At 60.7% G+C, this 14,630-nt stretch carries 14 protein-coding genes and 1 riboswitch; of the genes, 9 read left to right on the top strand and 5 right to left on the bottom strand.

The features are described 5' to 3' along the window. Positions 1–4: 4 nt before the first annotated feature. The 5 genes from ribBA to QZR14_RS24470 all read left to right on the top strand — a co-directional run bounded on the left by ribBA (position 5) and on the right by QZR14_RS24470 (position 5,540). Complete coding sequence (gene ribBA / locus QZR14_RS24490; RefSeq protein ID WP_095050094.1) at positions 5–1,114, top strand: bifunctional 3,4-dihydroxy-2-butanone-4-phosphate synthase/GTP cyclohydrolase II; 1,110 nt, start codon at positions 5–7, stop codon at positions 1,112–1,114. 469 nt (positions 1,115–1,583) lie between these two features. Beyond that, positions 1,584–2,609, top strand: coding sequence for an ABC transporter substrate-binding protein (locus QZR14_RS24485; protein ID WP_007918009.1), 1,026 nt, complete (start codon positions 1,584–1,586; stop codon positions 2,607–2,609). After that, entirely contained in the window at positions 2,606–3,553 is a 948-nt protein-coding gene (locus QZR14_RS24480) for an ABC transporter permease (protein WP_311997996.1), read from the top strand. The genes QZR14_RS24485 and QZR14_RS24480 overlap by 4 nt, the downstream gene beginning before the upstream one ends. Before the next feature lie 6 nt (positions 3,554–3,559). Next, positions 3,560–4,369, top strand: coding sequence for an ABC transporter permease (locus QZR14_RS24475; protein ID WP_007918021.1), 810 nt, complete (start codon positions 3,560–3,562; stop codon positions 4,367–4,369). Between the two features lie 16 nt (positions 4,370–4,385). Then, the gene (locus QZR14_RS24470; protein ID WP_250605431.1) at positions 4,386–5,540 is read left to right on the top strand and encodes an ABC transporter ATP-binding protein; all 1,155 of its coding nucleotides are present in this window, start codon (positions 4,386–4,388) and stop codon (positions 5,538–5,540) included. A gap of 202 nt (positions 5,541–5,742) precedes the next feature. Here the strand turns inward: QZR14_RS24470 and map are convergent, their stop codons facing one another. The 3 genes from map to QZR14_RS24455 form a co-directional block, all read right to left on the bottom strand. Beyond that, positions 5,743–6,534, bottom strand: a complete 792-nt coding sequence (gene map, locus QZR14_RS24465; protein WP_311997960.1) for a type I methionyl aminopeptidase — start codon at positions 6,532–6,534, stop codon at positions 5,743–5,745. Further along, a complete protein-coding gene (locus QZR14_RS24460; RefSeq protein ID WP_007918027.1) occupies positions 6,531–6,758 on the bottom strand; it encodes a ParD-like family protein in 228 nt (75 codons plus the stop codon). Before QZR14_RS24460 ends, map begins: the two co-directional genes overlap by 4 nt. 165 nt (positions 6,759–6,923) lie before the next feature. Continuing rightward, entirely contained in the window at positions 6,924–7,133 is a 210-nt protein-coding gene (locus tag QZR14_RS24455) for a hypothetical protein (RefSeq protein WP_311997959.1), read from the bottom strand. Positions 7,134–7,141: 8 nt separating this feature from the next. Between QZR14_RS24455 and QZR14_RS24450 the strand changes: the two genes are divergently transcribed. From QZR14_RS24450 to QZR14_RS24435, 4 genes are all read left to right on the top strand, one after another. After that, positions 7,142–8,077, top strand: coding sequence for a Ppx/GppA family phosphatase (locus tag QZR14_RS24450; protein WP_311997958.1), 936 nt, complete (start codon positions 7,142–7,144; stop codon positions 8,075–8,077). 42 nt (positions 8,078–8,119) lie between these two features. Then, positions 8,120–8,312, top strand: a riboswitch (cobalamin riboswitch). A 144-nt stretch (positions 8,313–8,456) separates the two neighbouring features. Continuing rightward, positions 8,457–9,470, top strand: a complete 1,014-nt coding sequence (locus QZR14_RS24445; protein WP_311997957.1) for an ABC transporter substrate-binding protein — start codon at positions 8,457–8,459, stop codon at positions 9,468–9,470. A gap of 8 nt (positions 9,471–9,478) precedes the next feature. Continuing rightward, entirely contained in the window at positions 9,479–10,483 is a 1,005-nt protein-coding gene (locus QZR14_RS24440) for a FecCD family ABC transporter permease (protein WP_311997995.1), read from the top strand. Continuing rightward, positions 10,480–11,244, top strand: coding sequence for an ABC transporter ATP-binding protein (locus tag QZR14_RS24435; RefSeq protein WP_250605436.1), 765 nt, complete (start codon positions 10,480–10,482; stop codon positions 11,242–11,244). The genes QZR14_RS24440 and QZR14_RS24435 overlap by 4 nt, the downstream gene beginning before the upstream one ends. Here the strand turns inward: QZR14_RS24435 and QZR14_RS24430 are convergent. Both QZR14_RS24430 and metE read right to left on the bottom strand, forming a co-directional pair. Further along, on the bottom strand, positions 11,183–11,734 hold the full coding sequence (locus QZR14_RS24430) for a GNAT family N-acetyltransferase (RefSeq protein ID WP_311997956.1): 552 nt from the start codon (positions 11,732–11,734) through the stop codon (positions 11,183–11,185). The genes QZR14_RS24435 and QZR14_RS24430 overlap by 62 nt on opposite strands. Positions 11,735–11,962: 228 nt before the next feature. Then, positions 11,963–14,251, bottom strand: coding sequence for a 5-methyltetrahydropteroyltriglutamate--homocysteine S-methyltransferase (gene metE, locus QZR14_RS24420; protein ID WP_311997955.1), 2,289 nt, complete (start codon positions 14,249–14,251; stop codon positions 11,963–11,965). Positions 14,252–14,630: the final 379 nt, after the last annotated feature.

Here is a 14,630-nt window from a genome sequence, read left to right as displayed (position 1 = left end):
CAGCATGGCCTTCAACAGCATCGAAGAAATCATCGAAGATTATCGTCTCGGCAAAATGGTCCTGCTGGTCGATGACGAAGACCGCGAAAACGAAGGCGACCTGCTGCTGGCCGCCGACCGTTGCACGCCGGAAGCGATCAGTTTCATGGCCCGTGAAGCGCGCGGGCTGATCTGCCTGACCCTGACTGACGAACATTGCCAGCGTCTGGGCCTGGAGCAAATGGTCCCGGCCAATGGCAGCGTGTTCAGCACGGCGTTCACCGTGTCGATTGAAGCGGCGGTTGGCGTGACCACCGGTATCTCGGCAGCAGATCGCGCCTGCACCGTGGCCGCTGCCGTCGCGCCGAATGCGCGTGCGGAAGATCTGGTGCAGCCGGGCCATATCTTCCCGCTACGCGCCAAGGAAGGTGGCGTGCTGACCCGCGCCGGCCACACCGAAGCCGGTTGCGATCTGGCGCGGCTGGCCGGTTTCACCCCGGCCTCGGTGATCGTCGAGGTGATGAACGACGACGGCACCATGGCCCGTCGTCCGGATCTGGAAGTGTTTGCGCGCAAGCACGGGATCAAGATCGGCACCATCGCCGACCTGATCCACTATCGCCTGAGCACCGAGCACACCATTGAACGCATCGGCGAACGGGAGCTGCCGACGGTGCATGGCACGTTCCGCTTGATCACCTTTGAGGATCGCATCGAGGGCGGCGTGCACATGGCGATGGTCATGGGCGATTTGCGCCGTGAAGAGCCGACGCTGGTGCGCGTGCATGTAATCGATCCGCTGCGCGACCTGGTCGGTGCCGAGTACAGCGGGCCGACGAACTGGACGTTGTGGGCGGCGTTGCAACGGGTCGCAGCTGAGGGCCATGGGGTTGTCGTGGTGTTGGCCAATCATGAATCGTCGCAGGCGCTGCTGGAGCGTGTGCCGCAATTGACTCAACCGCCACGGCAGTTCAGCCGTTCGCAATCGCGGATTTATTCGGAGGTGGGGACTGGGGCGCAGATTCTGCAAAACTTGGGGGTGGGCAAGCTGCGGCATCTGGGCCCTCCCCTGAAATACGCTGGTCTGACCGGGTATGACCTGGAGGTGGTCGAGAGTATTCCGTTCACCGAGTGAAGCTGCCCTCACCCCAGCCCTCTCCCGGAGGGAGAGGGAGCCGACCGAGGTGTTTAGTCGCTATACATCGACCTGAAATACCGGTGCGAACTCAGGTTTTGAACAGCACGAATATCAGGTCCCTTTCCAATACCAAGTCGAGCTCGATTTTGAACAACATGAGGATCGGCTCCCTTTCCAATTCCGGGTCGGACTCGGTTTTGAACAGCATGAAAATCGGCTCCCTTTCCCCCTCTCCCATTGGGAGAGGGCTGGGGTGAGGGGCTGGATCTAGAGTTTCTACACATCTCTCGAGTGAAAAAATCACCCACCGCCAGATAACCGGTAAGGCAAAGTGCTTGCACAAAGTTTGGAATACCATAATATGATATTCCATAGACCGGACACTCCAACGGACGTCCGTCTACTGCTCCCGACAGGCGGGCAACAACGCAAGCCCGCTCAAAAACACAACAATGAGGGCGTAAAAATGGTGTTGAACAAAGCTGCAACCGCGATCTTTTTCGCGGGACTGCTCAGCGTTACCGGTCAGGCTGCCATGGCTGCCGAAAGCGTGAACTTCGTCAGCTGGGGCGGAAGCACCCAGGATGCGCAGAAACAGGCCTGGGCCGATCCGTTCAGCAAGGCCAGCGGCATCACCGTCGTGCAGGACGGCCCGACCGACTACGGCAAACTCAAAGCCATGGTCGAGAGCGGCAACGTGCAGTGGGACGTGGTCGATGTCGAAGCCGATTTCGCCCTGCGCGCCGCCGCTGAAGGCCTGCTCGAACCCCTCGATTTCAAAGTCATTCAGCGCGACAAGATCGACCCGCGTTTCGTCAGCGATCACGGCGTCGGTTCGTTCTTCTTCTCCTTCGTCCTCGGCTACAACGAGGGCAAACTCGGCGCCAACAAGCCGCAGGACTGGAGCGCCCTGTTCGACACCAAAACCTACCCCGGCAAACGCGCCCTCTATAAATGGCCAAGCCCCGGCGTGCTTGAACTGGCACTGCTGGCCGATGGCGTAGCCGCCGACAAGCTCTACCCGCTCGATCTCGACCGCGCCTTCAAGAAACTCGACACCATCAAGAAAGACATCGTCTGGTGGGGCGGCGGCGCGCAGTCGCAGCAACTGCTGGCGTCCGGTGAAGCGAGCATGGGCCAGTTCTGGAACGGTCGCATCCACGCCCTGCAAGAAGACGGCGCACCGGTCGGTGTGAGCTGGAAACAAAACCTGGTCATGGCCGACATTCTGGTGATTCCAAAAGGCTCGAAAAACAAGGACGCGGCGATGAAGTTTCTGGCCGCCGCCAGCAGCGCCAAGGGCCAGGCCGACTTCTCCAACCTGACCGCCTACGCCCCGGTCAACCTCGACAGTGTGGAGCGTCTGGATTCGACGCTGGCCCCCAACCTGCCGACTGCCTACGCTAAGGATCAGATCACTCTTGATTTCGCGTACTGGGCCAAAAACGGCCAGGCCATCGCGACACGGTGGAACGAATGGCTGGTCAAATGAAAATGGCGGCCACCGCGTCCCGTCCCTCCACTGCCACCGGGAGCGCGACCAGCGCTGCCGGTAAGGCCCACGGAAAACAGGCGGTTGCGATGCAGCAAGCCCCGTCCCTCAGACAACGCTGGCGCGGCGCCGGCAACCTCGCACCGGCGCTGCTGTTCATCGGCCTGTTCTTTCTCGCGCCGTTGATTGGCCTGCTGTTGCGCGGCGTACTCGAACCAACTCCGGGCCTCGGCAACTACGAACAACTGTTCGCCAACTCGGCCTATGCGCGGGTGCTGCTCAACACCTTCTCGGTGGCCGGGCTGGTGACGCTGTTCAGCCTGCTGCTGGGCTTTCCGCTGGCGTGGGCGATCACGCTGGTGCCGCGCGGCTGGGGGCGCTGGATCCTCAACATCGTGCTGCTGTCGATGTGGACCAGCCTGCTCGCCCGCACCTATTCGTGGCTGGTGCTGCTGCAAGCCTCCGGGGTGATCAACAAGGCCCTGATGGCGCTGGGCATCATCGATCAGCCGCTGGAAATGGTGCATAACCTCACCGGTGTGGTGATCGGCATGAGCTACATCATGATCCCGTTCATCGTGCTGCCGTTGCAGGCGACCATGCAGGCCATCGATCCGATGATTCTGCAGGCCGGCTCGATTTGCGGCGCCAGCCCGTGGACCAACTTCTTCCGGGTGTTCCTGCCGCTGTGCCGGCCGGGTCTGGCCTCCGGTGGCTTGATGGTGTTCGTCATGTCGCTCGGTTACTACGTGACCCCGGCGCTGCTCGGCGGCGCGCAGAACATGATGCTGCCGGAGTTCATCATTCAGCAGGTGCAATCGTTCCTCAACTGGGGCCTGGCCAGTGCCGGCGCCGCGTTGCTGATCGCGATCACTTTGGTGCTGTTCTACTTCTACCTGAAGCTTCAGCCGGAATCCCCGGTTGGCGCCAGCAACGCGAGGTAAGCCGACATGCTCCTGACCCCCAATGCGATGAGCCGGCGCATGCGCTTCGGCCTCTACGCCACCACCGGGCTGATCGGTCTGTTCCTGCTGTTGCCGATCGTCTTCATCGTCCTGCTGTCGTTCGGCTCCTCGCAGTGGCTGGTGTTCCCGCCACCGGGCTGGACGCTGAAATGGTACGGCCAGTTCTTCTCCAACCCGGACTGGATGAACGCCGCAGCCGCTAGCCTCAAGGTTGCCGTGCTGACCACGATCTGCGCCGTGGCCCTCGGTTTGCCGACGGCGTTTGCGCTGGTTCGCGGGCGCTTTCCCGGTCGGGAAATGCTCTACGGCCTGTTCACCCTGCCGATGATCGTGCCGCTGGTGATCATTGCCGTGGCGGTGTATGCGCTGTTTCTCAAGCTCGGTTACACCGGGACCATGTTCGCCTTCGTCGTCAGCCATGTGATCGTCGCGCTGCCGTTCACGATTATCTCGATCATCAACTCGCTGAAGCTGTTCGATCAGTCGATTGAAGACGCGGCGGTGATTTGCGGTGCTTCACGCCTGCAAGCGGTGTTCAAAGTGACGTTCCCGGCGATCCGTCCGGGCATGGTCGCCGGCGCCCTCTTCGCCTTCCTCGTGTCGTGGGACGAAGTGGTGCTCAGCGTGATGATGGCAAGTCCCACACTGCAAACCCTTCCCGTGAAAATGTGGACCACCCTGCGCCAAGACCTGACGCCAGTGATCGCCGTCGCTTCGACGCTGCTGATCGGCTTGTCGGTTTTGGTCATGGTCATCGCCGCCGCATTGCGCCGGCGCAACGAAATCAGCGCCTGAGCGCCAGGAGTACGACATGAGTGCCGTGATCAAAGACGCTTCCCAGCAGAACGACAAACCCCTGGTCAGCCTGCGCAACCTGAACAAGCACTACGGCGACTTTGCCGCCGTCGACAACATCTCGCTGGACATCAAGGACGGCGAGTTCCTGACCTTCCTCGGCTCCAGCGGCTCGGGCAAGAGTACGACCCTGTCGATGCTCGCCGGGTTTGAAACACCGAGCAGCGGCGAGATCCTCGTCAACGGTCAGTCGCTAGTGAATGTGCCACCGCACAAGCGCGACATCGGCATGGTGTTCCAGCGCTACTCGCTGTTCCCGCATCTGTCGGTGCGCGACAACATCGCGTTTCCGTTGGCGATTCGCAAACTGGCTACGGCTGAACGTGACAAGCGCGTCGATGCGATGCTGAAACTGGTGCAGCTTGAGCAGTTCGCTCATCGCCGTCCTTCGCAACTGTCTGGCGGCCAGCAACAACGCGTCGCCATCGCCCGGGCGCTGGTCTACGAGCCGCGCATCCTGTTGATGGACGAACCGCTCGGTGCGCTGGATAAAAAGCTGCGGGAAGATTTGCAGGATGAACTGCGCCAGCTGCATCGCCGTTTGGGTATCACCATCGTTTACGTGACCCACGATCAGGAAGAAGCCATGCGTTTGTCGCAACGCATCGCGATTTTCAGTCACGGCAAGATTGTTGGTCTGGGCAGTGGTTATGACCTGTATCAGAATCCGCCGAATGCCTTTGTCGCGTCGTTTCTGGGCAACTCGAACTTCCTCAAGCTCAAGGCACAAAGCAATGCGGCGGCGAGTTTTGAAGGGCAATCGTTGTCGATTCGGCTGACGGCCGGGTTGCATACCGATCAGGATGTGTTGCTGATGGTGCGGCCGGAAAAGGCCTTGGCGTTGAGCGTGGAGCAAGCTAGCAGCGAACCGCTGGCGGCCGGTTGGAACGAGGTTTCGGCGAAGGTGGTGGAAGTGCTGTTTCTCGGTGAGAGCCAGACTTGCAGTGTGGTTACTTCGGGCGGCACGTCGATGACGGTGAAGGCGTTGTCGGCCGCTGGCATGCCGCTCAAGGCCGGGGATCCAGTGCAGGTGCGCTGGGCTACGGCTGATGCGTGCGTGTATACCGAATGGACTGAAAGCGACCTCAACAAAGCGGCGGGCGCTCACTGATAGCGTGTTGCCTGTGAGATTTACCCCCTCACCCCAGCCCTCTCCCCAAAGGGGGGCGAGGGGGAAAGGGAGCAGATCGGGGGCTTTTCAGGACCTGAGATCGACTCAGGACTTTCAAGTCGATGTATAACGCCAAAGCAACTCGGTCAGTCCCCTCTCCCTCTGGGAGAGGGCTAGGGTGAGGGAACCAGTCGACGCGGTATCAGACAATAGCGCGGTAACCTTCGATCTCATCCGGCCACGCCGTGAGGATTTCGAAGCCGGTTTCGGTCACCGCCACCATATGCTCCCACTGCGCCGACAATGAGCCGTCCTTGGTCAGCACCGTCCAGCCATCCGCCATGTTCTTCACGTGACGCTTGCCGGCGTTGAGCATCGGTTCAACGGTAAAAATCATCCCGGCCTTCAACTTCATGCCCTGATCGGGAAAGCCGTAATGCAGAATCTGCGGCTCATCGTGATAAACCTTGCCGATCCCGTGCCCGCAGTACTCACGCACCACGCTGAAGCCTTCTTTCTCCGCCAGGCTCTGGATCGCATGGCCGATATCGCCCAACGTGGCGCCCGGCTTCACCACACGAATCCCCGCGCACATGGCGTCGTAAGTGGTCTTGATCAGATGCTGCGCCTCAGGTGTGGCCTCGCCGACCACGTACATGCGACTGGTGTCACCAAACCAGCCGTCCTTGATCACCGCGATGTCAAGGTTGACGATGTCGCCATCCTTCAACGGTGTTCCCGACGGAATCCCGTGGCAGACCACATCGTTGACCGAGGCGCAGACGGTTTTCGGAAAGCCGTGGTAACCGACGTTGGCCGGCACGGCTTTCTGTACGTTAACGATGTAGTCGTTGCACAGTTGATCGAGCTGATCGGTGGTGACGCCCGCCTTCACATGCGGCACCAGCATGGCCAGCACTTCAGCGGCGAGTTTGCCGGCAGCGCGCGATTGCGCGATCTCGGCCGGGGTGTTGATCTTGATCTGGTTTCTCATGCGCTGACGGCTTCCTGAGTCAGTTGTTGCAGATCCAGCCCGCCGTTCTGTTCGGCGCGGATCAGCAAGCGGCAAATGGCGCTGTGGTCGAGGTTGGGGTGCAGTTCGGCGAGCATGCCGATGCGCATCCAGTGCTCGGCCTGCGCGTTGATCGAGCGGCTGAGGGCGTTGCTGGAGATACGCAGGTTCTCGTGCATGTCCTCTGAAATCTTTACGATGCCCATATATGGATCCGATACGATGTGTATATGGATCGTATATTAGCCAACCTCTATTGAAAATTGCAAATACGCCCCCTGTAGGAGCTGCCGAAGGCTGCGATCTTTTGATCTTGCTGATGATCGTTCCCACGCTCCGCGTGGGAACGATCAGGCGGGGCAGGCCCTCGCTCAAATTTCAGGCAAAAAAAAGCTGCCAAATCTGGCAGCAAAAACTTTAAGAACACGCGATGTATTGGCCTCAGCATAGACGCCGGATAATGACAGTGTCATGACAGCCGCAAATTCATTCAACCGACCCTGCCCCGTCATCAGGATGTCATCAAGATCACGGCAGAATCCTCGCAAACCGTCTTGAGCCTTCGGGCGGATGCTCTGCAAGGATTCCCATGAAAGACGACGCCTCGCTGTTTGCCGCCATCGACCTGGGTTCGAATGCCTTTCGCCTGATGATCGGCCAGTCAGTACGCAGCCGAAAAGGCTTCATGATTCAGGAAGTGAAAACCCTGCGCGAGCCGGTGCGCCTTGCCGAAGGCTTTGACGGCGGCGCACTGGATGCGTTGGCCCTGGATCGCGGCTGGCAGGCGTTGGCGCGGTTCGGCAAGAAGCTGCGCGGCTTCGAGGCTGGCCGAGTGCGTGCGGTGGCGACCAGTGCAGTGCGCGAGGCGGACAACGCGCAACTGTTTCTCGCCAGTGCCGAGCGGCATCTGGGGTTTCCCATTGATGTCATTTGCGGCCATGAAGAGGCGCGACTGGTCTACGCCGGCGTGACCCATGCCTTGCCCTGCGCCGAGGACCTGCGCCTGGTGGTCGACATCGGCGGAGGTTCGACCGAACTGATCCTCGGCCAGGGTTCACAACCGTTGCTCACTGAAAGCATCGCCATCGGCAGCGGCACCCTGAGCACGCGGTTCTTTCGCGGCGGCGATGTGTCTGCCGGCGCGCTACAGGCGGCCGAACGCTTCGCCATCCTGCAGTTTGAAAAAGTTGCCCGACGCTACCGTGCGCAAGGCTGGCAGCAGACCATTGGCTCTTCCGGCACCGCGCGCATGCTTGCCAAAGTGCTCAAAGCCAATTGCCTAAACGACTTCGGTCAGGACGGCATCACCTACGGCGGACTGCTGCGCCTGTCGCTGCTGCTGTTGAAGGTGAACAACGTACAACAGCTCAAGCTCGCCGGCCTGCAACCGCACCGCCAGAGCATTTTGCCCGGCGGTCTGGTGTTGATGCTGGCGGCGTTCAAAGTGTTCGGCATCGCGCAAATGCTGCCGTCGGAACCGGGCCTGCGTCTGGGCGTGTTGCACGGTTTGATGAGCCAGCACTGATCCTCGCCGCGACAGATTCGTCTCCCCTTCAGCGGCTTGATCGACTACCATGCCGCCGCTGGTTCCCGAACGGGACTAATAGGGAATCCGAGATGCTTGCACAGCATTGATCGGAACTGCCCCCGCAACTGTAGGTGCCGAGCCTGCTCCACGACTGCCACTGGGTGAACCCGGGAAGGCCGGAGCCAGGTGATGACGCATCAGTCAGGAGACCTGCCGGCACAGTGACTACTAACCGGCGGGGTGTCCGGGAAGGACATCGTGCCGTGCGCGTCTTCGATTGCTGCCCGGCCTTGCGCGGTTGCCCTGACCGCGTTCGATGGTGTGTTTCCAGACCGTACTCTCCCGCTCCCCGTACGGTTCCCTCGGAGACTGCCCCATGCTGCTGCCCCGCATTGCCACCCTCATCACCGGCCTGAGCCTTTGCGCCCTGGCGCAGGCGGCACCGACTGTCTATCCGCTGACGATCGAGAATTGCGGCAGCACCCTGACCTTCCCGCAGGCCCCGACGCGCACCGTGACCATCGGCCAGGCCGGCACGGAAATGCTCTACGCCATGGGTCTGGGCGACAAAGTCGTCGGCACTTCGCTGTGGTTCAACAACGTGCTGGACAAGTACAAGGCGCAGAACGACCGGATCGAGCGCCTGGCCGACAACGAGCCGAGTTTCGAATCGGTGATCGGCAAGCGCCCGCAACTGGTCGCCGTGGAGCTGGAATGGATGGTCGGCCCGCAAGGTGCGGTGGGCACTCGCGAGCAGTTTCATGAGCTGAAGATTCCAACGTATCTGCTGCCCTCCGATTGCGAAGCCAAGGACAACCTGGTCGGCGCCGATGGTACGCGGCTGGCTCCGTTTCGCATCGACACGATTTACAAGAGCGTGAGCCAACTGGCGCAAATCTTCGACGTTCAGGAGCGTGGCCAGCAGCTCAATGATCAACTCAAGGCCAGCCTCGCCAAATCGATCGCCACCGCCCAAGGCAAACAGCTCAAGGATGCCAGCGCGCTGGTTTGGTTCTCCAGTGCACAAATGGACATCGAGCCCTTCGTGGCCGGACACAAAGGCGTTCCCGACTTCATGCTCAGCACCCTCGGCGTGCGCAATGTGGTGGCGTCCGATGAAGAGTGGCCAACGGTCGGTTGGGAAACCATCGCCAAGGCCAATCCGACCTTCCTGGTCATCGCGCGCATGGATCGTCGACGCTTCCCCGCCGACGACTATGAAAAGAAACTCGCCTTCCTGCGCAGCGACCCTGTCACGCGCAACATGGACGCGGTGAAACACAACCGCATCATCATTCTCGACGCCATGGCCCTGCAGGCGAGCCTGCGCATGTTCGATGGCATCGAGCAATTGGCCACGGCCATCAACGGCTATGACCTGTCGCAATGAGTGCCAGCCTGATCCGCACGCTCCTGGCCCTGGCGACCCTGTTGATTGCAGTGATCGCCGGCGTGGCCATTGGTGAAACCTCGATTGAACCGGGCGTGGTGTGCCAAGTACTGGCCAACAAATTATGGGGCGCCGGGCACGTGCTCGACCCCATCGATGAAGGCATCGTCTGGAACTACCGCCTGACCCGCGCATTGGTCGCGGCGGCATGCGGTGCCGGGTTAGCCACCTGCGGAGTGATTTTGCAGTCGCTGCTGCGCAACCCGTTGGCCGATCCGTATCTGCTGGGCATTTCTGCCGGCGCCTCGACCGGGGCGGTAATGGTGGCGCTGCTTGGCGTCGGTGCCGGGTTGATCTCGCTGTCGGTCGGTGCCTTTGCCGGCGCGGTCACGGCGTTCGTGCTGGTGATTGTGCTGGCGCGGGTCAGCGGCTCGGCCAGCGGCACCGGGCAGATCATTCTTGCGGGGATCGCCGGCTCGCAGCTGTTCAACGCGCTAACGGCGTTTCTGATCACTCGCTCGGCCAGCTCCGAACAGGCCCGCGGGATCATGTTCTGGCTGCTGGGCAATCTTGGTGGGGTGCGCTGGCCGTCGGTGTGGCTGGCGGTGCCGGTGGCCGTGTTGGGGCTGGTTGTGTGCCTGTGGCATCGGCGGGCGCTGGATGCGTTTACCTTTGGCGCGGATTCGGCGGCATCGCTCGGCATTCCGGTGCGGCGTGTGCAGATTCTGTTGATTGGCTGCGCAGCGCTGGTGACGGCGGTGATGGTGTCGATTGTCGGTTCGATCGGTTTTGTCGGTCTGGTGATTCCCCACGCCGCGCGCCTGTTGCTCGGTACGGGTCATGCGCGGTTGCTGCCGGCCAGTGCGTTGGGCGGCGCGGTGTTTCTGATAGCCGCCGATGTGCTGTCGCGCACACTGATCAAGGGCCAGGTGATTCCGGTCGGAGTGATTACCGCACTGGTCGGCGCGCCGGTGTTTGCCTTGATTCTGATTGGCCGCAGGTCCGCACGATGAGCGGTGTTTTGAGTTGTTCCGGCCTGAGCTTCCGCGTACGCGGCGCCGAGTTGCTCAACGGTGTCAGCCTCGACGTCCGGCGCGGAGAAACTCTGGGCATTGTCGGGCCGAATGGCTCGGGCAAATCCACTCTGCTCAAACTACTGGCCGGCCTGCGCGAACCGAGTGCCGGCGAGGTGCTGCTCGACGGTCAACGCCTGGGCAAAATGGCCCGGCGCAGCATTGCGCAAAAACTCGCGGTGGTTGAACAGCAGGCTGACACCGACGACGGCATTCGCGTGTTTGATGCCGTGGCGCTGGGGCGCACGCCCTGGCTGTCGGCGCTGCAACCGTGGTCGAACGCGGACGACGCCATCGTCCAGCAGGCACTCATCGACGTTGACGCGATGCACTTGCGCACGCGTCTGTGGCGCAGCTTGTCCGGCGGTGAACGGCAGCGCGTACACATCGCCCGGGCATTGGCGCAGCGGCCGCAGATTCTGTTGCTCGACGAACCGGCCAATCACCTCGACATTCAGCATCAACTGACCATTCTCAACGTGGTGCAGGCGTTGCCGGTGACCACGCTGATCGCACTGCATGATCTTAATCAGGCATTGAAATGTGATCGTCTGGCGGTGCTGGAGCGCGGGCGGCTGGTGGCGCTGGGCGCGCCGCTGGAGGTGCTGACACCGCAGCGTTTACAAGAGACATTCGGGGTCAGGGCGCATTACCTGACGGACCCGTTTGATGGGGCGCAGATTCTTCGATTCCATTCATGACGCTGTGCATGTGCGTGGTTTGCCAGACCGGGTCAGCGTCGACATCGATAATGTCGAAACCTTGTCGCTGCCAGAACGCGATGGCACCCGGCAGGAATGGATGGGTGTGCAGGTAGATCACCTCGACTGCGTCGGCGAGCGCCAGATCCTTGAGTGATCGATACAGTGCGCCGGCCAACCCTGAACGTCGCTGCGATGGCAGGACGAACAGGCGGACGATTTCCACCACTTTAAGGTTCGGATAGGGCAAGTGCGGGAAGCGTCGGTCGTAAGGCAGATAACCAATCGAGGCAACGATCTGCCCTTCGTGGCGAGCAATCAGAAAGCGCCCTGCCCCGCGCAGATAAACCTCGGCAAAACGCGACAGATCGTGGGGCATGCCCGTCGCGCTGAGCTTGGGGAAAAGCTCGGCACGGGCGCTTAGAACAAAATCCAGCACCTCGGGAATGTCTGCGTCGGACACGGCCTGGATAACGGGTTGATCACTCATGTAACGGCAAACACCTGGGATGCGGCTGGGCACAGTAGCAACTGCGGGCCCCGTGAGGCCATCCAAAATCGCCTGACTTACACGAAACCCTGTGGGAGCGAGCCTGCTCGCGAAGGCGGCAGATCATTCAACAATGATGTTGACTGACAGGACGCTTTCGCGAGCAGGCTCGCTCCCACAGGTGTTGTCGTTGGAGTGAGAAAACCGGAGCAATGCTCCGGTTTGTTGTCAGGCCAGCTCTTTGCGCAGTTGCCGGGCAGCGGTGACCATGTGCACCAGCGCCGCTTCGGTCTCCGGCCAACCCCGGGTTTTCAAACCGCAATCCGGGTTGACCCACAGCCGCTCGGCGGGAATCCGTTTGGCAGCCTTGCGCAGCAGATTGACCATTTCCGAAGCATCCGGGATGCGTGGTGAGTGAATGTCGTAAACGCCCGGGCCGATTTCGTTCGGATAAGCGAAGGCCTCGAAGGCGTCCAGCAATTCCATGTCCGAGCGCGAGGTTTCGATGGTGATCACATCGGCGTCCATGGCGGCGATGGACTCGATCACATCGTTGAACTCGCTGTAGCACATGTGCGTGTGGATCTGCGTTTCGTCGCGTACACCCGAGGCGCACAGGCGGAACACCTCGGTCGCCCAGTCCAGATAAGGCTGCCACTGCGCCTGACGCAACGGCAGACCTTCACGGAACGCCGCTTCGTCAATCTGCACGATTTTGATACCGGCGGCTTCCAGATCGACCACTTCATCGCGGATCGCCAGCGCCAGTTGCCGGGCCTGCACTTCACGGCTGACATCTTCACGGGGGAACGACCACATCAGCATGGTCACCGGCCCGGTCAGCATGCCTTTCATGACCTTGTCGGTGAGGCCTTGGGCGTAGCGGATCCACTCGACCGTCATGGCTTTCGGGCGACTGAGGTCGCCGAAGATCACCGCCGGTTTCACACAACGTGAACCGTAACTCTGCACCCAGCCAAACCGGGTGAATACGTAGCCGTCCAGTTGTTCGGCGAAATACTCGACCATGTCGTTGCGCTCGGCTTCACCGTGCACCAGCACATCGAGGCCCAGACGCTCCTGAATTTCCACCGCGTGGCGGATTTCGCTGTGCATCGCTTCGGTGTATTCAGCTTCGGTCAACTTGCCTTGTTTGAATGACTGGCGAGCGAGGCGGATCGATGCAGTTTGCGGGAACGAACCGATGGTCGTGGTCGGGAACAGCGGCAGATCCAGGCCAGCGCGTTGCTTGGCGATACGCTGGGCAAACAGCGATTGCCTCTGGCTGTCCTTGGCCGTGATAGCGGCAATCCGGGCTTGCACCGCAGGTTTGTGAATACGCGGAGAAGCGGCACGAGCGGCCTGCACCGAACGGCTTTCGGTCAATGCTCGCAGCACTTTCGGCGCTTCCGGCTCATTGACGGCATGCGCCAGAATTGCCACTTCTTCACACTTCTGGACGGCGAAAGCCAGCCAGCTTTTCAGTTCGGCATCGAGTTTGTCTTCACGGCCCAGATCCACCGGGCTGTGCAGCAACGAGCAGGACGGCGCGACCCACAGACGCTCACCCAGACGTTCATGGGCATGGCGCAACGTCGCCAAGGCGTTTTCCAGATCGCAACGCCAGACGTTACGCCCGTTGACCACGCCCAGCGACAACACCTTGTAGGCCGGCAGACGATCAAGAATGGTCGGGTACTGTTCCGGTGCGCGGACCAGATCAATGTGCAGACCATCAACCGGCAAGTTGGCAGCCAGACCGAGGTTTTCTTCCAGACCACCGAAGTAAGTCGTGAGGAGTTTTTTCAGCGGATCACGCTGAATCTGGTTGTAGGCACGCTCGAAAGCGTTCTTCCATTCCTGCGGCAGGTCGAGCACCAGGATCGGCTCGTCGATCTGCACCCATTCCACACCTTGGGCGGCGAGACGCGCGAAGATCTGGCCGTACAGCGGCAGCAAACGATCGAGCAAGTCCAGCTTGTCGAATTCCGCGCCCTTGGCCTTGCCAAGCCACAGGTACGTCAGCGGGCCGATGATCACTGGTTTGACGTTGTGGCCCAACGCACGGGCTTCTTCGACTTCTTCGAACAACTGCTCCCAGCCCAGTTGGAACTGTTGATCCGCGCTGAATTCCGGGACGAGATAGTGGTAGTTGGTGTCGAACCACTTGGTCATTTCCTGAGCGTGCGCACCGCCGCAGCAACTGTCGCTGACGCCACGGGCCATGGCGAACAAGGTTTGCAGACTGGCCTTGCCGTCGTGCGGACGAAAGCGCTCCGGGATCACGCCGAACATCAGCGAGTGGGTCAGGACCTGGTCGTACCAGGCGAAATCGCCGACAGGCAGCAGCTCGATACCGGCGTTTTTCTGCAAGTCCCAATGAGCTTTGCGCAGCTCGCGACCGACGTCACGCAGGCCAGCCTCGTTCAGTTCTCCTTTCCAGAACGCCTCTTGCGCTTTCTTCAGTTCGCGGTCGCGACCGATGCGCGGAAATCCAAGGGAATGGGCCAGTGCCATAACAAACAACTCCAATGTCCTGTTGATGGCGGCCATTGTCGGCATCGGTCACTGGTGAGACAAACTCATTTTAATCTTGTTGAACACGAGATCTCCTCATGATCGGGTAGTCGCTGTCGGCAGCAGAAAATGCCTTCGCGAGTGCAGGATATTCATTTGCAGATCAAGCTTTTCATCACGCAAAGACGCCCTTTGGAAACTCAATGGCGCCTCTGTGTAAACGCACTCGATTCATTCCTTCAGGTCGCTGATTTGGTTCTATCGTTAGATCGAAATGGCTGTATTTGCGGCTGACTAAAGGTTGCGACAGCTGATGTCTGCGCCTATGTTGCACGCGAGTCTTTTCCCCGCGATTGGAACGCGATCAACACCATTAAGA

It is taken from the genome of Pseudomonas sp. rhizo66 (assembly GCF_031931925.1).
Lineage (GTDB): Bacteria > Pseudomonadota > Gammaproteobacteria > Pseudomonadales > Pseudomonadaceae > Aquipseudomonas.
This window is presented reverse-complemented; position numbering and strand designations above follow the sequence as displayed.

Bases quoted from the DNA above. Each gene is read 5' to 3' on its own strand.
- ribBA (WP_095050094.1), top strand. From the start codon at position 5: ATGGCCTTCAACAGCATCGAAGAAATCATCGAAGATTATCGTCTCGGC.
- QZR14_RS24470 (WP_250605431.1), top strand. From the start codon at position 4,386: ATGAGTGCCGTGATCAAAGACGCTTCCCAGCAGAACGACAAACCCCTG.
- QZR14_RS24475 (WP_007918021.1), top strand. From the start codon at position 3,560: ATGCTCCTGACCCCCAATGCGATGAGCCGGCGCATGCGCTTCGGCCTC.
- QZR14_RS24445 (WP_311997957.1), top strand. From the start codon at position 8,457: ATGCTGCTGCCCCGCATTGCCACCCTCATCACCGGCCTGAGCCTTTGC.
- QZR14_RS24435 (WP_250605436.1), top strand. From the start codon at position 10,480: ATGAGCGGTGTTTTGAGTTGTTCCGGCCTGAGCTTCCGCGTACGCGGC.
- map (WP_311997960.1), bottom strand. From the start codon at position 6,534: ATGAGAAACCAGATCAAGATCAACACCCCGGCCGAGATCGCGCAATCG.
- QZR14_RS24485 (WP_007918009.1), top strand. From the start codon at position 1,584: ATGGTGTTGAACAAAGCTGCAACCGCGATCTTTTTCGCGGGACTGCTC.
- QZR14_RS24460 (WP_007918027.1), bottom strand. From the start codon at position 6,758: ATGGGCATCGTAAAGATTTCAGAGGACATGCACGAGAACCTGCGTATC.
- QZR14_RS24450 (WP_311997958.1), top strand. From the start codon at position 7,142: ATGAAAGACGACGCCTCGCTGTTTGCCGCCATCGACCTGGGTTCGAAT.
- QZR14_RS24430 (WP_311997956.1), bottom strand. From the start codon at position 11,734: ATGAGTGATCAACCCGTTATCCAGGCCGTGTCCGACGCAGACATTCCC.
- metE (WP_311997955.1), bottom strand. From the start codon at position 14,251: ATGGCACTGGCCCATTCCCTTGGATTTCCGCGCATCGGTCGCGACCGC.
- QZR14_RS24480 (WP_311997996.1), top strand. From the start codon at position 2,606: ATGAAAATGGCGGCCACCGCGTCCCGTCCCTCCACTGCCACCGGGAGC.